The 21,814-nt window shown below is 69.0% G+C and carries 10 protein-coding genes and 2 pseudogenes; 5 read left to right on the forward strand and 7 right to left on the reverse strand.

Going from position 1 to position 21,814, the window contains the following annotated elements:
* Window positions 1-32: 32 nt before the first annotated feature.
* Window positions 33-1,805: a CocE/NonD family hydrolase gene (locus tag ACFYML_RS26400; RefSeq protein WP_387423203.1), complete on the reverse strand. Its 1,773-nt coding sequence runs from the start codon at window positions 1,803-1,805 to the stop codon at window positions 33-35.
* A 10-nt stretch (window positions 1,806-1,815) separates the two neighbouring features.
* Window positions 1,816-2,877 carry a S8 family peptidase gene (locus tag ACFYML_RS26405; protein ID WP_387423204.1) on the reverse strand — a complete coding sequence of 354 codons (1,062 nt, stop codon included), beginning with the start codon at window positions 2,875-2,877 and terminating at the stop codon, window positions 1,816-1,818.
* Window positions 2,878-3,039: 162 nt separating this feature from the next.
* On the opposite strand from ACFYML_RS26405, the pseudogene ACFYML_RS26410 reads away from it, so the two are divergent.
* Window positions 3,040-3,673, forward strand: a pseudogene (locus ACFYML_RS26410) (LuxR C-terminal-related transcriptional regulator).
* A gap of 349 nt (window positions 3,674-4,022) precedes the next feature.
* Window positions 4,023-9,578 (forward strand): AAA domain-containing protein, encoded by a 5,556-nt coding sequence (locus tag ACFYML_RS26415; protein WP_387423205.1) that lies wholly within the window; start codon window positions 4,023-4,025, stop codon window positions 9,576-9,578.
* Window positions 9,579-9,595: 17 nt separating this feature from the next.
* Here the strand turns inward: ACFYML_RS26415 and ACFYML_RS26420 are convergent, their stop codons facing one another.
* Window positions 9,596-10,495, reverse strand: a complete 900-nt coding sequence (locus ACFYML_RS26420; protein ID WP_387423206.1) for a phosphorothioated DNA-binding restriction endonuclease — start codon at window positions 10,493-10,495, stop codon at window positions 9,596-9,598.
* Window positions 10,492-13,566 carry a DUF3427 domain-containing protein gene (locus ACFYML_RS26425; RefSeq protein ID WP_387423207.1) on the reverse strand — a complete coding sequence of 1,025 codons (3,075 nt, stop codon included), beginning with the start codon at window positions 13,564-13,566 and terminating at the stop codon, window positions 10,492-10,494. Before ACFYML_RS26425 ends, ACFYML_RS26420 begins: the two co-directional genes overlap by 4 nt.
* Window positions 13,567-14,387: 821 nt before the next feature.
* Between ACFYML_RS26425 and ACFYML_RS26430 the strand changes: the two genes are divergently transcribed.
* The 3 genes from ACFYML_RS26430 to ACFYML_RS26440 all read left to right on the forward strand — a co-directional run bounded on the left by ACFYML_RS26430 (window position 14,388) and on the right by ACFYML_RS26440 (window position 17,725).
* A complete protein-coding gene (locus ACFYML_RS26430) occupies window positions 14,388-15,113 on the forward strand; it encodes a DUF6308 family protein (RefSeq protein WP_387423208.1) in 726 nt (241 codons plus the stop codon).
* A gap of 5 nt (window positions 15,114-15,118) precedes the next feature.
* Window positions 15,119-16,189, forward strand: a complete 1,071-nt coding sequence (locus ACFYML_RS26435) for a PIN domain-containing protein (RefSeq protein ID WP_387423209.1) — start codon at window positions 15,119-15,121, stop codon at window positions 16,187-16,189.
* 288 nt (window positions 16,190-16,477) lie between these two features.
* Window positions 16,478-17,725 (forward strand): IS701 family transposase, encoded by a 1,248-nt coding sequence (locus ACFYML_RS26440; RefSeq protein WP_387423224.1) that lies wholly within the window; start codon window positions 16,478-16,480, stop codon window positions 17,723-17,725.
* 323 nt (window positions 17,726-18,048) lie between these two features.
* Here ACFYML_RS26440 and ACFYML_RS26445 read toward each other — a convergent pair.
* From ACFYML_RS26445 to ACFYML_RS26455, 3 genes and pseudogenes are all read right to left on the reverse strand, one after another.
* Window positions 18,049-18,528, reverse strand: a pseudogene (locus ACFYML_RS26445) (hypothetical protein); the annotation flags it as partial.
* A 23-nt stretch (window positions 18,529-18,551) separates the two neighbouring features.
* Window positions 18,552-19,736 carry an ISAs1 family transposase gene (locus ACFYML_RS26450; protein ID WP_387423210.1) on the reverse strand — a complete coding sequence of 395 codons (1,185 nt, stop codon included), beginning with the start codon at window positions 19,734-19,736 and terminating at the stop codon, window positions 18,552-18,554.
* 585 nt (window positions 19,737-20,321) lie between these two features.
* Window positions 20,322-21,788, reverse strand: a complete 1,467-nt coding sequence (locus ACFYML_RS26455; RefSeq protein ID WP_387423211.1) for a nucleoside triphosphate pyrophosphohydrolase family protein — start codon at window positions 21,786-21,788, stop codon at window positions 20,322-20,324.
* Between the last annotated feature and the right edge of the window lie 26 nt (window positions 21,789-21,814).

Genomic DNA, 21,814 nt, shown 5'->3' on the forward strand with positions numbered 1-21,814 from the left:
AGCCCGGACCGCTACCCCGGTTCACGGACGGATCAGGACCGCTCGTACCGGAGGGAGGTATCGACCGGGAGGCTGAGCCGGGCGTCGGCCAGGTCCAGCACGATCGTCGACCCGTCGGCTACCGGTTGCAGGCTCGGCTGATCACCCACAGTGTTACCGGCCGCGACCAGCACGATCCGGCTGCCGGCCTGGATGACCGTATCCTGCGGGAAGAAATCGACGCTCACCTTCTGTGGCAGGCCGGCGACGGTCAACCGTCCGGCTGCCGGATCCGTTACGTGGTTGAGGCTCTGCGCCGCCCAGTTGATCGAGCGTTCGGTGCCGTCGGCCCGCCGCTCTATCAGGGACAGCACGAGGCTGGCCCGGTTGCCGGTGGCGGTGACGGTGCCCTGGTAGCTGGGCATGCCGGACAGCGTGATGTCGCGGTCCAGCGGTGCCGAGGCGAACACGACCTTGCCGTTGCCGTGGCCACTGCGGGTCTCCTCGGCCTCCGTGGCGAGCCGACCCTGGTAGTCGTAGTAGTGCACCGGGCCGGTGCCTGGTTTGGTGCGGAGGACGCCATCGACGGATGGGTAAAGATTCATCGCGTTCGTGGCGCCGAGCAGCCAGCTCTTCTCGTGCCGCCATCGTCCGGCGTCGTCCTGCATCTGGATGGCCGGCGCGGCGAGGATGCCGGTGTCGCGTTCCTTCAGGAACTGGTCAAACCAGGCAACCATCACCTGCTCCCACCAGTCGGTACGCGAAGGCCAGGCGTGCGCCCACTGGCCCAGCCATGCCTTGAACGGCACCCCGGTCCGTTGCACATCGGCCAGCCAATCGGCCATGTTGTGCGGCTTCACGTTCCAGTCCTGCAGGCCGTGAATGTAGAAGACACTTGCCCGCTGCCGGTTCGGCGCGGCGCGCAACTCGGCGCCGAAGTCACGCAGTTGCCAGTACCCGTCCTTGTTCCCGTCCACGGTGGAGGAGACCCCGCCCTCCTGTACCCACACCTGTTCGGCGCAGACCTCGCCGGCGACGGCACCCGGCACGTTCACCGGATCGCGCAGCTGGCTGCTGCCGGCGTACAGGCCGACCGGGCTCAGCCCAACCAGGGTCCAGTAATAGGTGTTGAAGCCGAAGCCCTGAACGTTGATCGGCACTCCGTTGACGAAGTTGTACTTGTACAGGTCGGAGATCCCGCTGATCGGCACGATCGTCTTCAGCGACGGTGGCGCCTCCACCCACACGTCCTGTGGTGCGGTGCCGTCGTAGCTGACGCCCATCAGCCCGACCCGCCCGTTCGACCATGGCTGGTGGCCGTAGTGCTCGATCGCCGCCGCGGTGTCCTTGGCCTCGGTCGGGCCACCGATGGTGAAGCAGCCCTCGGAGTTGCCGGTGCCGCGCAGCGACACGATGCCGTAGGCGTAGCCGCGGGGCACCAGGACATCCCCCGCCCGGCCGAGCAGATGGCCGAGGCCACCCTCCAGCACGGGCGAGCCGCCACCGTAGTACGGAGTCACGTCAAGCACCACCGGGACCGGTCCGGCGACCGGCGGGCGAACGATCCAGCTGTCCAGCTTCACCCCATCGGGTGCGGTGATCCGGTGGTGCTCGACGATCGAGCCGGTCACCGTCACCCCCGGGATCGGCTGTGACACATCGTGCAGGTACGCGGCGGTCGCCGGCCCGTCCGACATGGTCGCTGCCGGCGCGGCCAGCGGCAGTTCACCGGCGGCCGGTGCCGGGGCAGGCGGGATCAGCAGGGCCGCGGCCACCCCGGCCGGCAGCCACCAGCGAACCTTCCCGCTGCGGATGATCGACGTCATCGCCGCCCCGCTAGCCGCGGGCCGCGGCGACGGCCGCCTGCGCGTCCACGATTCCCCACCCGTACGCCGGGGTGTAGACCCCACGGGCGAGGCTGCCCGGCGTCCTGGCCGTCGACATCAGCACCGAGTACACGTTGTCGAGGCTTCGGCCCTGGGCGAACAGCAGCGCGGCCACCCCGGCGACATGCGGCGTGGCCATTGACGTACCGGCGTAGGCGTCGTAGTCGCGCTGGCCGCAGGCGGTCGAGCCGGTGCCCTGCGGCACCGTCGACCAGATGTCGTCGTCGCAGGAGACCAGGCCCGCACCGCCGGGGGCTGCGACCGCCTTGAGATCGGCCTTCAGGCCGAGGTTCGAATACCAGGCCTTGAGCTCGTTACGGTCGGTGGCAACTACGCAAAGCGCCCCCGGCTCCCAGGACGGGGTGTCACACAAGGGGGCCGCCTCGTTGCCGGCGGCGGCGATCACCGCGACACCCTTGGCGTTCGCGTACGCGATGGCCTCGGTGGCGTCGGAGACCAGCCCGGTGAGCGTCAACGCCTGCGCACCGGGCACTGCCCCGAGGCTGAGGTTGATCACCTTCGCGCCGTGGTCCGCCGCGTACCGGATGCCCAGGGCGATGTCCTCGAAGCTGCCGCTGCCGGCCTCCAGGACCTTGATCGGCATGATCTTCGCCCCGGGTGCGACACCCGCGATGCCCACGCCGTTGCCCGTGGCAGCGGCCGCGATGCCGGCCACGTGCGTGCCGTGCTCGTCGGAGGAGTCGGCTACGCCGTTGGGCCCACGCCAGTCGCCGTTCCCGCAGGAGGTGGCGCCGCAGTTGACGAACGTGGCGCCCGTGACCAGCTTGGACTTCAGATCCGGGTGGCTCAGGTCCACGCCGGTGTCGACCACCGCGATGACGGTCCCTCTGCCGGTGCTGGTGGCCCAGGCCGCCTCGGCCCGCACCTGCTGCAGGCCCCACTGCTTGCCGGACAGCGGGTCGTTGACTGCGGCGCGGGCGGGTGCCGCACCGACGCTCGCCGCGACCACGGTCGCCGCGGCTATCGCGGTAAGTGACCGAACGACTGACACGAGTCCTCCAAAAGGCTGAGAGAGGCAGTTTGCGTGGACATCGCTGCTGTCCGCGGATTTGCAACAGGAGTGATCGAGTTGGCGGTGAGCTGAGTTCGGCGAGCACGTCGGGAGCTTGCGCAGCTTGCGGGGTCTCGGCGGGGTGATGCTCCATGGGTTGTCATCGCCGAGGACCCCGCCCTTCTCCGGGACGGGCTGGCCCGCATCCTCGACGCCTACGGCTACAAGGTGGTCGAAGCGGTCGCCGACGGGCCGTCCGTGCTGCCGGCGCTCACCCGTTACCGCCCCGACGTCGCCGTCCTCGACGTGCGCCTGCCACCCACCTTCACCGACGAAGGCCTGCAGGCCGCGCTCGCGGCCCGGGCGCAGCTGCCCGGGCTGCCGATCCTCGTGCTGTCCCCACACGTCGAGCAGCTGTACGTGCGGGAACTCCTCGCCGACAAGGCTGGGGGAGTGGGTTATCTGCTCAAGGACAGGGTGTCCAACGTTGGCCAGTTCATCGACGCGGTGCGCCGAGTCGCCGAGGGCGGCATGGCGATGGACCCGGAGGTGGTGTCCCAGCTGTTGGCGCGGAACAGCGGGATGCAGCGGCTGGGGGAGCTGACGACACGGGAGCGGGAGGTGTTGGGGCTGATGGCCGAGGGCAGGTCGAAGGCGGCAATCGCAGGACGGCTGTTCGTGACCGAGAAGGCGGTCAGCAAACACATCAACAACATCTTCAGCAAAGCTGGGGATGCCACCGTCCGAGGACGACAACCGGCGGGTGCTCGCAGCGCTCGCGTACCTGAACGGCTGAGGCCTGAACGGCCGAGGCCTGGGGCGGCCAGCGGGTTTCATGAACGAGCCGGACATTTCTGGCCGCTCAGACCCGCTGGTTCGCCCGTTTCGTCAGGCAACGTGCCCGCTCGTTCATCGAAGCATTGACGGGTCAGGGGTCCCGCTGCCAGGACTCCCGCCTGTAGGGTCCGAAGACCGCCAGCGGGGAGGTGGGTGGGGTACGCGCGTGTTCGCGGCAGGTGCGGAAGCCGGAATGGACCGCGATGATTCTTCCGTCGCCCAGACGGGTCCGGTCGGCTGACCGGACCAAAGGCGAACGCCGGCGTCCGCTCGACCATTGCCTCCCCATCACGAGTCAAAGGGTTCACATGTTCTCCCGCACCACGTCCCCGGCGGAGTCGCCGTCGTTGATCCTCGACCGCGCCACCTCCCTGGTCGACTACCTGATGGCCGTGCGGGCGCAAATCGAGAAGCCGGCCCGGACGGTGCCGCAGACCGACGCGCACTGGCAGCATGACCTGCCCGTCCACCCGGACTGCCAGGTCGGTGTCTCCCCGGACGGCAGCAGCTGGTTGCGGGTAGGTCTGCCGCCTGCGCCGAAGCAACTCCGGGCACCCGGCGAGTTCAGCCCGTACATCGCCGGGCCACTGTCATACGAGATCGAACCGCGGCTGGCTGGGGACGAGGAGACGGTCGAGCACCTGCGTACTCGGTTCGAGCAGTGGCGGGAGCGGGACTGGCGCCCGTGGGCCGAGCAAGCACGGCGTACCGAGGCGGTCCGCCGGCTGCACCGGAGCCTGTTCGACCTCAAACACCGCGTCGACATGAACGCCGCCACCCACGAGCTGGTGTGGGGACACGGTGTCCTGCGCACGGACGTCGACGCGAACCGGGTGCAGTACCCCCTCGTCGTGACCCCGGTCGCCATCGAGTTCGACGCCGACCGGTCGATGATCACGGTGGTGCCGCAGGGCGCCGGCCGTCTCCAGACCGACCCGCTGACCGGCCTCGACGAGCGGTACCTGAGCCAGCTGCTCGCGCTCGCCGGTGCCGGCGGGCAGCTCGACCTCGACGTCTGGGACGACTTCACCCGCCTGGAGTTCCTCGAACGGGCCCTGCGCCGTCTCGGGCTCGATCCGACCGTGCGGGCCGCTCGCGCTCCCGCTCCAGCCGGCTCGCACGTCCACGACACCGGCGTGCTCTTCGTCCGGCCCCGGCAGCGGATGCTGCGCCGCTTTCTCGAGGAACTGCGGGCCCGCCTGCTGACCGGCGATACATCGAGCATCGGCGCGCTGGCCGCCATCCTCGCCCACGAGCCGAGCCGCCTGGAGATGCCGCACGACCAGCCGGCCCGGTGGGCGCCGCTGGGGGAGCGGCTGCTCATGCCGCTGCCCACCAACGAGGCACAGGAGTCGATCGCCCGACGGCTCGCCCAGCACCGCAACGTGGCCGTCCAAGGGCCGCCCGGCACGGGCAAGACGCACACCATCCGCAACCTGATCTGCCACCTGATGGCGCACGGCAAGCGGGTGCTCGTGGTCGCGCAGAAGGAGGACCCGCTGCGGGTACTGCGCGACGGGCTGCCTGAGGAGATCCAGTCGCTGTGCCTGGCCGTGCTCGGCCGTTCCACCGACCAGCTCGTCCAGCTGCAGCTCGCCGCCCGGGAACTCTCCGACCGCGGCGCCACCCTCGACAAGCGGAGCGAGCAGCAGCGGGTGGACCGGCTGCGCCGCCAGCTCGAGGAGGCCGAACGTGACCTCGGCCAGGCGCTCGGGGCGCTGCGCACGTTGGCGGAGAACGAGTCCGCGCACTACGAGATCGACGGCATCCGGCTGTCCCCCAGCGACGTCGGCAGCTGGCTGCGGGACCGTGCCGACCAGTACGCCGACATCCCCGACGAGATCCCCCCGCACCTCGAGGCTCCGCTCACCGTCGAGGAATTCACCGAGCTGCTCGACATCGCCGGCCGTACCGTCCGCCAGGACCGCACGCAGGCGCTGCGGCACCTGCCGACGGCGGCCGCGCTGCCGACCGCCTCGGCCGTCCTCGCCGCGCGGCGGGAACTCGCCGCCGCCCGCGCCGAGTTGGACCGGCTCGTCGCCGAAGGTGTGGTGCTTGCGGAGGTACGGGCATTCGGCCGGCCGGCCCTCGACGAGCTCGCCGGGCACCTGCGCGAGGCACTCGCCGTGCTCACCGCCAGGGAGGGTGCCTGGACGGACGGACTCGCCAAGCTTCTGCAGGCCGACCCGAACTGGCGGGCCATGTGGGAGGACCACGTCGTGGCCTGCCAGCGGGCTCTCTCCGAACTCGCCACGGCGACCCGGGCCGTCGCCGGCCACCAGGTGACCGTCCCCGACCCGCAGCTCGCCGAACCGCGCCGGCTAGTGGCCCAGCTGGGCGAGCTGCGCCAGCGCTTCGCCGCCGGCAAGGGCGTCAACCGGCTCTTCCAGGGCACGCTCGCCAAGCTCGCCGCCGACTGCCGGATCGACGGCGAGATCCTGCGCAGCACCGACGACGTCGACATCGTCGTCGCGTACGTCAACCGCCTGCGGCTGCGGCAGGAGCTCGCCACCCGGTGGACCGAGTGGCGGAACCTGCTCCACCTGCCGCAGGAGCCCGCTGGCCAGCCCGAGCTCTGGGCTGGTCGGCTGCTCACCGACGCGGCGACCGCCCTGGACTGGGACCGCCAGCGCTGGCCCACCCTGCACGCGACTGTCCGCCGGCTGGTGCCCCGGGTCGAGCAGGCGGTCGACGTACGCCGGCTTACCGCCCTCACCGACCTGATCGCCCGGTGCGCGGCCGTCTTCACCCACGATCAGCTCGTCGCCGAGGAACGCGAGCTGGGTGCGGTGCTTCAGGTCGGGATGTCCACCGGCGACGCCAGTGAGCTGTGGCGGCTGCTCGACCAGAGCCGCCAGCAGGACGATCTGCCCGGCTGGGACGGCATCCTCGACGAGGTACGCCGGCTGGCCGGCCTGCGCCCCGACGCGCACCGGTTCACCGAACTCGCCGAACGGCTCCGCCCGTCCGCCCCCGCCTGGACCACCCAGATCGACGAGGGCACCGCGACCGCCCTTGCCGGCACGGGCGGCGACTGCCTGCACCGATGGCAGTGGCGCTCCGCCCAGACCTGGTTCGACACCGTCGTGGGCAGCGTCGACCCGGTCGCGCTCGGCCGGCGGGTCGAGCAGACCCGGGAGCGCATCCGGCGGCTCACTCAGGAACTCGTCGTCGCCTCCTCCTGGCTGGAGGTCTCCAAGGCCCTCGACGACCGTCGGCGAGCCGCGCTCGCTGACTGGACCACCGCCCTGCGCAAGATCGGAAAGGGTACGGGCAAGAACGCCGCCCAGTGGCAGGCGCACGCCCAGCGGGCTATGAGCGCTGCCGTCGACGCGGTACCGGTCTGGGTCATGTCCATCGACCGGGCCATCGAGCAGTTCGCCGGCGGGGCGCACTTCGACGTCGTGATCGTCGACGAGGCGTCTCAGGCCGACATGTTCTCCCTGCCCGTTCTGAGCCTCGCCGAACGAGCCGTCGTCGTCGGTGACGACCAGCAGATCGGTCCGCAGCTGTCGTTCGTCGGCACGGTCACCCGTCTGATCAACTCGCACCTGGTCGACGTGCCGTCCGCGGAACACTTCGACCCGGAAAGCAGCCTCTACGACCACGCCGTCCGACGCTCCCCGGAGCGCATCCTGCTCACCGAGCACTTCCGCTGCGTACCGGCGATCATCGGCTTCTCCAGCCAGACGTACTACGGCGGGGAGATCGAGCCGCTGCGCACCGACCGGCCCGCCGGCATCGGCGACCCGGTCATCGCCGTGCACGTGCCGGAGGGCATCCGCCAGGACCTGGCCGGCTACGGCAACGTCAACGTCGCCGAGGCCGAAGCCCTCGTCGCCCGGGTCGCGGCGACCGTCGCCGACCCCGCGTACGAGGGGCGCAGCATCGGGGTGGTCAGCCTGCTCAGCACCAGCGGACAGGCCCTCTACCTGCTCACCCGGCTCCGCGAGGAGATCGGCGAGGAGGAGATGGAACGACGCCGGCTGCGCGTCGGCGACTCCTACACCTTCCAGGGCGACGAACGGGACATCGTCCTGGTGTCGATGGTCGCCGAGCCGCACCAGGGCCCGGTCGCCGCCTTCACCAAGCGGGACCACCACCGGCGGGTCAACGTCGCCGCCTCCCGCGCCCGCGACCAACTGTGGGTGTTCCACTCCGTACAGCCGGCCGACCTGCGCGAGGACGACGCCCGCGGGCTGCTGCTCACCTACTGCCAGAACGTCACCGCCGCCGACGAGGCGTACGACGACCTGGAGAAGCGCTGCGACAGCGACTTCGAACGCGAGGTGCTGCGCCGCATCCTGCGTCGCGGGTACCGGCCGCTGCCGCAGTTCCGCATCGGCGGGTACCGGATCGACTTTGTCCTGCCCGCGCCGGACGGGCGGCGGCTGGCCATCGAGTGCGACGGCGACGCGTATCACGGGCCGGACCAGTGGGAGAGCGACATGCGCCGGCAGGCGGTGCTGGAGCGGGTCGGCAACTGCGTGTTCGTGCGTATCCGGGGGAGCGTCTTCAGCCGCGATCCGGAGGCGGCGCTGGAGCCGCTGTGGCAGCGCATCGACGAGCTTGGCATCAGCGTCCCGCCGCCGGCGGTGGAGGTGCCTAAGCCCGCACCGTTCGTCGAGCCGGATGTCCCGTCGGCATGGCATGCGGAGCCCCCGCTCCGTGAGGCCGTGGCGCCGCCGCGCGAACAGCCGCCGTCACCGCCGGTCAACGCGCCCGTCGCGGATGAGCCGGTAGACGAGGTGCCCGCTGCGCCGGCCCCGCCTTACCCCGAGCCGCCGAAGCCGGCCGCCGCCGAAACCGGGCGGCCGTCGCCGGTTCCACCCGATGCTGATACGCCATCAGCTGTCGAGGCTGACTCCGACGAAACTGCGCAAACGCCGGCCATCATCCCGCCTCGGCAGGCCGCGCCGGAGCCAGCGGTCGTCGTACCGCCGCAGCGGCCCGCGCCGGACGCGGCCGCGCGGCCAGCCGACGTGCCCGCGACGGACGACGGGATCGTGCCGGTGCCGGTCGGCTACCGCAACGTCGCGTGGCTGCGGCCCTACGAGGCGGTGGCCGCGATCGACTGCTACCAGCACTGCCGTGACGTGCCGATCCGGCACGAAGGCAAGGTGCTGGGCTGGGCCCGCTACTACGACAGCGCGTCCCCGGAGGCGCGGAAGTATCGGGCCAACGTCCGCGTCGAGCGTGCCCATCCGACCGGCGCGAAACTCGTCTGCTGGGTACGCCCCCATGAGGCGAAGGCGGTCGTTGGCGCCGCTTCGATGAAGCGGGACGTGCCGGTGGAGGACAGCCGGGGACGCCACGCCGGGCTCGTGCAGTACTTCCCGCCGAGCAGCCCGGCCGCCGTCCGGTTCCGCAGCGTCACCCGGCTGCTGCGACTCTCCGGCGGCGGTGAAGTCCGCGAAGCGACCCCCACCGCGCCGCCGGTCAGCAGAAAGACGCCCGATCGGGCGGCCTTGGAGGACACCCTCAACGAGGCAATGGACCGGGCCTACGACCGCACCGAGGGCATGCCCGACGAGCCGGACCGTGGCACGGCGGACCGGAGGGTGCTGGAAGCGGCCTTCCACGAGGCCATGGTCCGCAGCTACGAACGGGCCCGCGACGAGGCGAACTACCACGCCGCGCTGTTCCTCCGCATGCTCACCGAGAAGGGCGGACTGGCCACGGCCCGGCAACTGCTCCACAACCCGGGCGTCTCCGACGGGTTCACGGCGCTGTGGGAGCGGGGGCGGGTGGATCTGACGGTCGAGGCGGTGGTCATCAGGCCGCGGTTCCGGCCGCTCTTCACCGACGAGGAACTGGCGATCGCCAGCAAGCGGGTGGTGGAAGCGTCCTCGCACGTGTCCTGAACGGCATACGGGCGCTGCTATGCGGCCAGTGGCTCGCCCTTGAACACCTCGCGACGGTGCCAGGAGACATGGTCGGCTGCCGGCACCGGCGTGCCCGGACGCGGCCTGAGCATCCGACCGTGCAGGTCATACACCATGCGCCCGGCGGTGGTCCGCGAGGTGAAGGCGGTTGATACGTGGATGCGCAGGTCGGTATCGAGGCCCAGTGCACCGAAGTCGAAAAGCTTGTGGTGCAGTACGCACAGCGCAAGGCCGTTGTCGAGGGTGTCCGGACCGTCGAAGGCCCACCACCGCACGTGCGCAGCCTCGACCCCGACTGCAGCGTTGTGGAGTTGGCCATCGTACCCGCAGAAGGCGCACTGCCGGTCCCATGCTTGAAGGACCGCAAGCCGCCAGCTGGTATCCCGTCGGCGGACGGCGGCTGGTGCCGCGCCGGGCGCGTGCAGGATGTCGTCGGGGTCAAGTCCTGCGGCGGTGAGGACGTCCGGCGCGATCGTCGGCGGGAAGTGGCTCTCTACCAGGGCGCGAGCGGCAGCCCTCAGCATTTCGGGATCCTGCCGCAGAGCCGCCTCGATGGGTGTGGCGAGCCGGCCCACCACCTCGTGCGCTGCCAAGGGGCCGATGAGGTCCATCGGCACTTCGTGGTTGAGCGTCCAGACGCCGTCGCTGCGCAGCCGGGTGAACGGATAGGCCGCACTCTGCGCGCGGGCTGTCCTTGAGGCGGGGCCGAACTCGGCAATCAATTCGCTCAGCCGAGCCTCAACCTCCGACCAGGGCAGCTCACTTGATCCAGTGTCGGTGAGGCGCGCGAGGGCCAGCAGCACCAGCAGCGGCTTGTGCGGCGCGCGCCGTCCGTGGCGTTGATGGAGGCGTAGCGAGGACAGCCGGTCCAGCACTTCATGGCGGGTTGACGTCATGCGGCGATCGTCCGGGCGGCGGCGTACATGTCGGCGGGGAGCGGATGCTGCAGGCGCCAGAGAATCCGCATTGGGCGGTCGCCGGTGTGCTCCTGGTACGTCATCGGCCCTACGTAGAGGTACGGCGGCGCACCCAGGTCGCGATCGGCGACCTTGGTCTCCCGCACGAACAGGTGCACCGTCGACCCTAGTTTCTCGTGGTTGATGTAGCGCTGCCCTGTCCCTGAGGCCGACGACGTGGTGCTCTGCGACTCCCACTGGAAGAGGCGGTCGGTGATGGCCCGGTCGGCGTACATGGTGGTGGGGGAGTAGTGCTGCTCGGACTTGACCAGGGTGACGAAGAAGAGGTCGGCCTGCTCGTTTGGCAGCCACTTCACGCCCTCCCGCAGCGACCCCGGGTTCGGCATGCCAAAGGCGGCGCACGCCTCGTTGCGGCTGTAGCGGGCGTGCACCCGCAGCGGCAGCCGCGCGGACTCCGGCTCCGGCGTGACCCGGTGGATGCGATCCCGCAGCACCTCGGCGACCTGCCGCAGCTCCGCGCAGCGCGCCGGCTCCGCCCACAGCCGCTTGAGCCGCGCGTCGCGCTCCGTCAGCGGCACCGACGGCCCCCACAGGCTGAAATGCAGCATGTCTAGTAGCCGTCCACTGCCGGGCTGTTCGCCACTTGCGACCCGGGCGAGCAGGTCCAGCCGGTCTAGGTCGTCGATGTGCAGCATCCGCCCGATGGCCCGGCCGAGTTCGCGGTCGTCCGGTCCACCGGTCGAGGTGTCGATGCCCGTGAGGCGCCGCAGCCCCGCCCACCCGCCGATGCTGGCCGACCGGTAGACGTCCTCGATTTCCAGGCCGGTCTCGTGTAGGAACTCGGCCAGGCTTACGTCACCGAGCTGCCGCAGCTCCGCCATCAGCCCGTTCTTCGAGGTCGGCAGTGCCGACTTCAGGTTGGCGAGCACGATCTCCTTCGCCACCCGGTCTAGCTCGATGTGGCAGCCACTCGGCAGCGACGGGAAGTCATCGTGCACCGCGGCCTCGACGGCCCGCCGGCTGACGCCCGTCAGGGCCCGCCACCGCAGATCGAACCGGAAGTTGGCGTGCTGCCCGCCGATGAAGTCGAGCACGGTCAGGCACGGCTTGTCGTCGTCGAGGCGCAGACCACGCCCGAGCTGCTGGAGGAAGACCGTGGCGCTCTCGGTGGGGCGCAGCATGAGGATTGTGTCGACCATCGGCAGGTCGACGCCCTCGTTGAACAGGTCGACAGTGAACAGGACCCGCAGCTCACGCTTGCGGAAGCGATCGATTAGCGCGTGCCGACCGACGCGATCGACCCTGGACGTCACCGCGGCCGACGGCACCCCATGGCGGGTGAACCAGTCGGCCATGAACTCTGCGTGCCCGATGCTTACGCAGAACCCAAGCGCCCGCATTCGCCCCACGTCGACGGTGTCGCGGACCGCCTGCAGGATCATCCGGGCGCGGGCGTGGTTGCCGGTGTAGACGTCGTCCAACTCGGCCGGGTCGTACCCTTGTCCGCGCTTCCACCGCAGTTGGGACAGGTCGACGTCGTCGTGCAGCCCGAAATACTGGAACGGCGCCAGCAACTGTCGCTCGAGGGCCTCCCACAGGTGCAGCTCCACCGAGGCACGGCCGTCGAACCACCGCCGCACGTCACCGCCGTCGCTCCGGTCCGGGGTCGCGGTCAGCCCCAGCAGTACGCGCGGCCGCAGCCGGTCCAGTAGCCGGGCGTACGTTGGTGCCTCGGCGTGGTGGAACTCATCAATGATCACCATGTCGAACGCTTCGGGGGCGATCTCCTGCCGGTGCAGCGACTGGATCGAGGCGAAGACGTGATTCCAGTCCTTCGGACGATCCCCACCGACGAGGGTTTCGCCGAAGCTGCCGTCCCCCATCACCTGCCGGAACACCGACCGGCTCTGCCGTAGGATCTGCTCCTGATGGGCGACGAAGAGCAGCGAGTCGACCTGGCCAGCCTTGCGAAGCCGCCGGTAGTCCAGTGCGGCTACCACCGTCTTGCCGGTGCCCGTCGCCATCACCACCAGGTTCCGCCAGCGGCCGTGCACCAGCCGCTCGGCGTCCAGGTCGTCCAGAACCTCCTGCTGGTACGGGAACGGACGCACGTCTAGGTTAACGATCTCGGTCGGCGCCTCGTCGGAGCGTTCGCCGCGCAGCGCGATGCGCAGCCGGTCGGCGTCCGTCGCCGGGTCGTACACCTCGAAGGCCGTGTCATTCCAGTAGTCGGTGAACGTCGCTTCGAAGGTGTCGACGACGTGCGGCTGCTCGAGGTTGGAGATGCGGACGTTCCACTCCACGCCGTCGACCAGAGCGGCCTTCGACAGGTTCGACGAGCCGACATACGCGGTGGTGGTGCCGTTGCTGCGGCGGAACAGCCACGCCTTAGCGTGCAGCCGGGTGGTCCTGGTCTCGTACGAGACTTTGATGTCGGCGCCCAGCTCGGCGAGCCGGTCCAGGGCCCGTTGGTCGGTCGCGCCCATGTACGTCGTAGTGATGACGCGCAGCCGGCCGCCGCGGGCGAATAGGTCGCGGATAGCCGGCTCCATGATGCGCAGGCCGTGCCACTTGATGAACGCGCAGAGCAGGTCGACCTCGTCGGCGGAGGCCATCTCGTGGGTGACCTCGTGACCGATGCGGGGCTGGTGGCGGCCATTGACGAGCAGCGCGCCGGTGGAGAGCGGGGTGGTGGGGCGTACCGGGAAGGTAGGTACGGCGGGCGCCGTCGGTGGGGCAGCGATGGCGTGTAGCAGGCGCTGGGCGTCCGCGACCTGATCGCCGCTGCCGACGGCGCGCGGCTCGGCCTCGGCGATGCTCTCGGCGATCCGGTTGGCTAGCTCGACCTGGCGGCCGAGCTTGTCGTCGCTACCGCCTACGACGAGCAGCGCACGGCGGGCAAGGGTCGCGATGTGCCGGGCGAGCACGTTGTGGGCATCGGCTGGGTCGAGCTTGGCCTGCTGGACCAGGGCGGAGTCGACGTGCTGGAGCCAGTCGGCGAGTTCGCGGGTAATCAGATGCTCGTATATGCCGCGCTCAAGATCCGTCACGCCACGAAGCTAGCTGGCCAGACGCCATCTTGCCGCCCCCTACTGACTATCAACCTAGGATTGGCGACGGCAAGCAACCGCAGGGAGCAGTGCTGTCTTTAGCGCTCAGCGAGTGGTCGCCTCAATTCGAAGCATCGAGGCCGGCAAGTTCGACGCGCAGGAGCGGATCCCTGCCACGGGCATTTTCCCCATGACATACGGTTTAGGAAACCGTTGCTCTATCCCCTGAGCTACGAGGGCGCGAGTGCCCAGTCTAGCGACCTGCACGTCGACCCACGTTGGCAGGGAGTGACCCCCGTTGACCTGCACTGCCCTGGCTGACCGGCCCCGCCGATGACCACACGCCGACCACACGGATCACGCCTGCAATCATGATCATTAACCCCGATTGGCTCGGACCGGCATCGGTTAGCCCATGATGGCACCCGCTGGCGAGCACGCATCGCGCACATCAGGCAAGATCAACAGCGAGTTTTCCGCCTTCAGCGAGCCTAGCGCGTAGCCGAGCCGCGAGGAGCGGACTCGCTGCACTGCAGGGCCCCTCGTGGTGGGCAATCGGGGGACGCCAACCTCGCTGGCGGTCGGTACGGTTCCGGTCATGGCGTCCGAGGTGGTCATCGATGTGACCGCAGGCTTCGCCGGCGAGGTGCTGGGGCCAGTGCCGATCGGCGAGGCTGCGGGCAGGATCCTGACGTACTGCACATCCAGATACAGCGGCTGGTCTCTCTACGATCTCGCCGGGATCAGTGCACGGTCGGCGGGCGTGATGAACGAGGTCACCCCCTGGTCGCTGCTTTTCGCTAACGCCCTCAACGGTCGGGGTGGATCTCAAGCAGGTCGCAGACTTCGACCGGACGCAGCGCCGCATGTTCGCCGATCTGATCGGCCGTGTTCTCGCCGACCGGGACCTACACCTCATGGACGACGATGAGATCGACGACGTCATCCGGGTGTGCCAGTTCGGGTTCGGCGGGGCGTGGGCGCCGAAGATCACCAAGCTGGCCGCGCTGTACCGACCGAGAGCGGTGCCGGTGCTTGACGGCCACGTGGGAATGGCCTTCGGCTTTCGCCGTAAGGACTTGAGCACCAAGGGCAACCGGCATGGCCTGAGCCGCAGGCAGCGGCTCGACGGGATCGTGCGGGCGTTGGCCGCCTACCTCAAGGACCACCAGCCAGCGGTGGCGCGATTGCGAGCGGCGGTGTCAGAGACGGTCCCCGAGCTAGCCGCCGCCGAAGCGGGAGCCGGGAAGCCCCCTCTGATTTCGGACCTGCGGTTGCTCGACATGGTCATCTGGACGGCGATGGATGACCGCATTGCCGTGTCGGACGGCCGGCCCGTGAAATGGCTCGGCAGGCCAGTCGGGAACCACATCCCCTACGAGACGGTCGCCTTCGGAGCCGATCCGGCCCAGAGGTATCGCGTAGCTGTCCGCCACCGCGAGATCCAAGCCTTCGTGCCCGGGGTCCTACATCGGCGCGGACCGTCGTACGGCTCCGTCAAGCTGTCGCTCCGGGCTCACCTGCGAGCTCGCACGAGAATGAGGTAGCCACGGTGACGACTCCACTAGAACTGGCCCGGCCGACCACAACGGCGATCCAGCCAACGACCAGGACGCCGTCGCCAGGCCGTCGACAGTCGGGTCTGACGATCATTTCCGGCCGTCCCCAGCTGGTCGCGGTGTTGGACACCAACGCGCTGACCAACGCTTGTTGCTTACAGGCGGCAACCGAGGAGGACTCGCTGATCACGCGCCTGGTGGCCACCGAGCGCGTTCCCTGCTTCATCGCTGATCACGTTCCGGGCGAGATCGAAGAACACCTGGAACGGATCAGCCGCTCGCAAGGAATCGACCCGGCAGAGGCCTTCCGCGTCTGGCGGTCCGACGTAGCCCCGCTGCTTCGAGTGGTCGAGCTGCCGATTGGGGAGTACCTCCGTCCCGAGATCTCCGCCATCCGGCAGCCGGCGCCGACAGGCGATCCGGACGACTGGCCGAGTTTGGCTCTGGCGGCATTCCTCGCTCCCGCCTATGTGGTGACCTCCGACAGGGTGTTCGCCAAGCTGGGCTTCGGCGACGCCGGGCACTGGGCCAACGGCGCCAAAGTTCTGCACATGGCTGGCGAGTTGGAGGGGCGGCAGATCGACCGGCTTTACAGCGCTGCGTTTGCGACGATGCTTGCCAGTGCGGGCGTGTCGGGCGTTCTGCGCCTTGGCCGACGACTGCCGTGGCTCTTGCCGACGCTGGGGATCGTGGCCGGTTGGGCGGCCGGCGCGACGTGGGCCAAGCGTGACCGCGTTCGGGCCGCCGGAACCGCGATGTGGGAAGCTATGCAACCCGTCGTGGCGAGGATCGCCGGCGAGTTGGGTCAGTACGATCGGCTCCGCTCAGAGCTAGTGACCGTTCAAGACCCACCCTGGCGGACGGAGACACTTGCCGAACGCTGCGCACGGCACCTTGCCCGCAGCGGCGACCCGATGACCCCCTCCGAACTCCGGGACGCCCTGCGGCAGCCCACGGGGCACCAGGCCACTGCCGCAGCGATCCGCCGCGCGATCGCACAGCACCCGTCGTTCGTTCGCTCCGCCAACGACCGCTACAGCATCGGCACACCTGTCACAGGCTGACGCGGTTGCCTCGCTCCTCGTGACTGTCCTACCGGCCTGCAGCCACCGCCCGGCACAACGACACCGGCTGTAAGAAGGTCCGCCGGTTTCCGCCGCGAGGCATCCGTCCGGCCAGCCTAGTACTCCAGCCGGAGATGTTGATCTGAGGCGGGGCGAGGGTTCGCCCGGGGCTGGACCGGAAGCAGCCACCGTCGAGCATGGACGGTTGTGTGGACTGACCATGACGCGGCGGTGGCTGCGGCTTACAGGGTAGACGCCCAGCGGTGGCGGGTGTTGTTCGACGAGCTGATGTTGACAATCGGGGTGCGTTTCCGCAGGCCGGAGCCGCGCCGGCGGGTGCGGGATTTTGTGCGCGGCCTGTTGGCGCCGCTGCCGCGGAAGAACTGTTGGACGATCGCCGAGCACGCTGGGGACGCCTCACCGGACGGGATGCAGGACCTGCTCGCTCGGGCGAAGTGGGATGACGGGAAGGTCCGCGCTGACGTGCGGGGGTTCGTCGCGGAACACCTGGGTGACTCGGACGCGGTGCTGGTCGTCGACGAGACGGGAGATCTGAAGAAGGGCCGTCACACCGTCGGGGTGCAGCGCCAGTACTCGGGCACTGCCGGGAAGATCGAGAACTGTCAGCTGGCGGTGCATCTGGTCTATGCCACCGAGGCCGGTCACGCCCTGATCGACGCGGCGCTCTACCTACCCAAGGTGTGGTGTGAGGACCCGTCACGCAGGAGCGAGGCCGGCGTCCCCGACGACATCAGGTTCGCCACCAAGCCGCAGTTGGCGGCGCGGATGATCGACGCCGCTGTCGCCGACGGGCTGCCGTGCCGGTGGGTGGCCGGCGATGAGGCCTACGGCGGTGACCCGCGGCTGGCCGCCGCGCTCCGCGGCCTGCGCCTCGGCTACGTCCTCGCGGTGGCCTGCTCCCACCAGGTGCTCACCGGTATCGGCGCCCGGCGGGTCGACCAGGTCGCCGCCGGCATGCCCCGCGCCGCCTGGCAGCGTGTCTCGGCCGGTCCCGGCGCGAAGGGGTACCGCTACTACGACTGGGCCTGGATGCCGCTGCCCACGCACACCGACGCACACGCCGGCTGCCACTGGCTGCTGATCCGCCGCAACCGGCGCACCGGTGAGCTGGCCTTCTACCGCTGCTGGTCACCCGAGCCAGTGCCGCTGAACGCGCTGGTGTCCGTGGCCGGCCGCCGATGGAAGATCGAAGAGTCATTCCAGACCGCGAAGACCGCCCTCGGCCTGGACCAGCACCAGAACCGGCGCTGGCGCTCCTGGCACCGGTGGACCACCCTGGCGATCCTCGCCCACGCCTTCCTCGCCGCCGCGACCACCACCGTCCGCGCCACCAACACAGCCCAACAAGGACTGATCCCGCTGACTGTCAACGAGCTACGCCACCTGTTCAACGCACTGATCATCGAACCCAGCCGCCGCCACGCTGACCAGCTCAAATGGTCGATCTGGCGACGCCGCCACCAAGCCCGAGCCCAAGCCAGCCACTACGCCCGACAAGCCCTCACCGAGCCCTGATCAACATCTCCGGCTGGAGTACTAGGGACAGTCTTAGCAGCGGAAAAGACTGGCGGCAGGGCCACGGCGATGGCTCGTATGTTCAAGATCGCCAACCAGCCCGCTGAGGACCCGACCGGGGCAGACCCATCCGGTACGATGATGATAACCGTCGGTTCAGGTTAGGGGTGGGAGGGCTCGGTTCGATTCCGGGCGTGCTGTTGTTCTCAGCCGCCTTCGTCGTCTTTACGTCGGTAAGGCTAGCAATTCTGGTCCTAAGTGACTCCAAGCCAGAAGCCGAATCGAAGAAGGAGAGGAAGGTGGTACATGTGCGATCGATTCGCTCATGGATGCATTGCGCGCTGGACACGGCGTGGGCGCTGGGGACAAATGTGCTGGCTGGTCTGCCACTCCTCACCTGAGCCGACGATCCGCAGTAGATCGGTAGTCGTCTGATGCCGCCCTTCATGCGACTCCAGCCGGAGGGCATGCACGGCGGCATCTTTCGTGGTTTGTCGGCGACCGCCACAGGTTGCCGAGACGCAGGCACAACTCGACACAGCCGGTGAGTCGCTGCAACGAGTGAGGTAGCGCTCCCGAGTTGTCGACCGAGGCTGACCATCAGGCCGGATTAATCGGGACCTCGATGCGATCCTCGCGACCACCACGCCGCCCTTGAGCACATAGCACTCGACATAGTGTTCGCCTCGAAATTCGGTGGTCTCGTGACGACCGTTTGCTCGGTTAGGGCCAACGATCTGACCACGAATCTTGTTGCGTCGTTTAGCTTCGTCGCCTCGATTGAGGACCTTCCACTTGATTTCGTACGGCTCGGCAGGGTCATTGCCTAGTTGGGTAGCGGCTGGTCACGGTGGTGATGAGGTCGTGGGGGCGTCGGTTGGCGCGTCGGGTGGCTTTGGCGATGTTGGTCTCGCCGTTGCCGCGGTGGAATCCGATGGCGGTGTTGCGTAGGGCGGCTGCGACGGCGGGTCCCGTTGCCGGTACGTGCCCGGTGGGCGTCCTCGTGGAAGGTCACGTCGCGGACCCAGTGCAGCCGGTTCTCGATATGCCATTCCAGGCGGGCCCATTCCTGCAGGTCAGCGGGTGGGGCGTGGGCGGCGGGCAGTGACGCCACCAGATAGACGGTCTCTCGTGTGCGCTTGCCGGCCACGGTGCGGGAGCGGGTGATCCGGACGGCCTGTTGGGCGTGGGGGAAGCCGATGCCACCGGGAGTCTGGACGGTCAACGCCTTGACGGTACGGGTCTCGCGGCGGCCGTGTCCGGTGTCGCGGTGTTGGTCCCCGACGGGCACCTGCGCCCAGGGCAGATGCTTGAGCTGGGCGAACAAGGTCGGCTGGTTGGCCTTGACCGACACATACAGGTGCCCGCCGGCAGCGGCGACGGCTCGGGCGTGGGCGACCTGTGCGTGCAGCGCGTCCGCGACGATCACTACACCCGCCAGGCCGCCCAACCGGGCCGCGACCTGCTCCAGCAGCGGAGCGAACGCCGGAATCTCGTTCGACTTCGCCGCGACCTGGACCTGCGCCAGGACCACACCGGTGGAGGTGTCGTAGGCCGACAGCAGGTGAACCCGCCCCTCGGGCAGGACAGCGCCCCTCACCACCTTGCCGTCAACGGCGATGACCCGCCGCACCGGCGGCGGCGCCGACAGCCGGGAGCACAGCCAGTCAGCGAGGACCGCTGTCAACGACTCGGCGTCGACGCGGACCAGCAACCGCCACACCGTGGTCAAGACCGGCACCCGACCGGTGAACCCGAGCCGGCCCCACGCCGGCGCATCGAGATCGTCGACCCAGTCGCCGATCGCGGCGAACGTGCTCGCCCCGGCCATCACCGCGCACACCGCGACCGCGAGCACGCTCGCCAGGGGGTACCGGATCCCTCGCGGGTCACGCGGGTCAGGAACTCGTGCCAGGGCCGCCAGCAGGCCAGACGACTCACGGCCGGCAGCCGTGGTGTCGGTCGGGGCGGGGGCGTGCTGACGGATCACGTCGATCAGCGATGATGACATGCGCGGGTGTGGTCCTTGTCGGTGTCATGTTGTCTCAGCAACTCCATGATCACCGGCGGGGCCGCACCCGTCCCGCGCCACCCTCCAATCAAGCCGTGACACCGCATACGCCCAGGTCAGACACACCTCAATCGACTACGCAAAGACCCTGTACGGCTCGGGTACTTCCCAGTCCGAGATGATGAAGTCCAGGTTCTTCTGTGCCCTCGGCGGCGTCCCACAACCGGTTCTCGATCTCCTGCTGGATCACTGCCATCAGTCGGGGTGTCCTTGCTCGTCAAAGGGTGGCGACCCGAAGGCCGGAGTGTTCCTGCTGGTCACCCTATTTCGGGCGGGCCCGGCATGTACACGTCGGGCGCGTCCTGCCGGGCGGGCGCACGTGGCGCATCGCATTCCCCGTGCGGACGACTCACCAGCGACGTCCCTCCCCAAGAGGCCTTTCATCTGGTCGTGCTGGTCGCGGTGGGCGTAAAGCACGCGGGAAACCGATGAAGGCGGCGCTCCATGTGGGACAGCCTCGTCGACCAAGATCTGTGAAGCCGGGGACGCCATCCGGGCCCTCCTGGCCCCAGTTTCGGGCGCGTACTACTGCCAGGCATCAAGGAAATCGCGGTAGAGCTCGGGATGGCTTGCCCGGAGGGCCGACAGGATCCTCACGGCTTGGTCGGCAAGCTGCGCGGCCAGCTGCGCCCGTCTGCTTGCAGAGGTGCCTTCTTGGCCGGAGAAGCATCGTTCGAGGTCGGCGAAGGTGTGATCGACGGCGGCCATGAGATCCTGGATTGGCTCGTCGCCCCCGGCGTCCAGCGCAGAGAGGTCGACGGCTGCGAGAAGGCGTTCAAAGCCGTCGGGTCCATCACTCCATCCGTCGCCCGTCTCGCGAGGGGGAAGCACGTCTGGCAGGACGGTGGGGTGGGCGTCGGCCAGGAACGTCAGGTACTTAAGCGCGTAGACGTGAAGGTCCACAGCTGTATCGATTACGCTCTCGTCTGCGGTCGATTCCGTAGTGGCGGCGACGATGTTGAGGCGATCGACCTTGCGTGCGATGTTCGCCATGATCGAGATCTGCTCGCCGCGCCGCTTCCAAGAGGTGCCGTAGGAGGCGTCCTTCTGTCGGTGAAGGTTGGCCACCACCGCTCGGAACGTCTCGGCCGCCGACGGGTCCTCGGTGACGGCCGCCGGTTCAGGTTCCAACACGGTGAGGCTCTGGGCATCGAGGTCTAGGCGGATGGTACCGCCGCCGCGTCGCCGGAGTTTTCGCCAGGCGGTGAAGCCGGTGAGGATTGCTTTCTCCCAGTCCGCTGCCCGGTGTGCGCCGACTTCCAGGTGGGCGACCATGCCCTGGATGGTGTCCAGGACATCGTTGTCGATGTGGTTCTTGCCCTCGAGGTAGTGGTGGCGGCTGGCGTAGGCGAACACCAGGGCGGAGATGCCTTCCTCGATGGCGATCGCGCGGCCGCCGTCTTCGGCTTCGTCGGTTTCCGGATTGCTGCGGCGTTTGCGTTTCAGCAGTGACCGCATGACTGGTGACCAGCCGAGGACGGCGGCGTAGGACAGGTGGAAGATGTCGTGGAAGCAGTACCCGTCGGCGATGTGTGAGGCGTTGGTGATCGGGTCGCCGACCTGCTGGCCGTTGCAGGTGAGCACCGACACTTCGCGGTCTTCGGGATCGCGGGTCAATGTGAAGACGAAGTCGGCGTGTCGTGGGAGTTGCTCGCTCGTGTCGAGGTCACCGTCGAATGGGATCGCGTCGGCGGGGGTGTCTCGCCAGCGGTCGCTGATCTTGCTGAGGTTGGCGGTGGCCAGGTCGTCGAGGTCGAGGTTGAGGTGATACGCCACGGTAGACAGGTACCAGAGGACGTCGCCGAGTTCCTCGCGCATACGGGCCCGGAACTCTGGGTCGGCCGGGCCGTCGCGCAGTTGCTTTTTGTAGGCGGTCAGCACCGCGCCTGCCTCGCCGGCCAGGCCGAGTAGGGCGACCGTGACGCGGTCGCCGCCGGCGGGTAGCGGCTGGATCGTCTTGGCCGCGGAGCGCTGGTACGCCGTCATCTCCATGCGTTACTCCTCCGAGCTTTGATGGG

The organism is Micromonospora sp. NPDC007230 (assembly GCF_042869115.1).
Lineage (GTDB): Bacteria > Actinomycetota > Actinomycetes > Mycobacteriales > Micromonosporaceae > Micromonospora.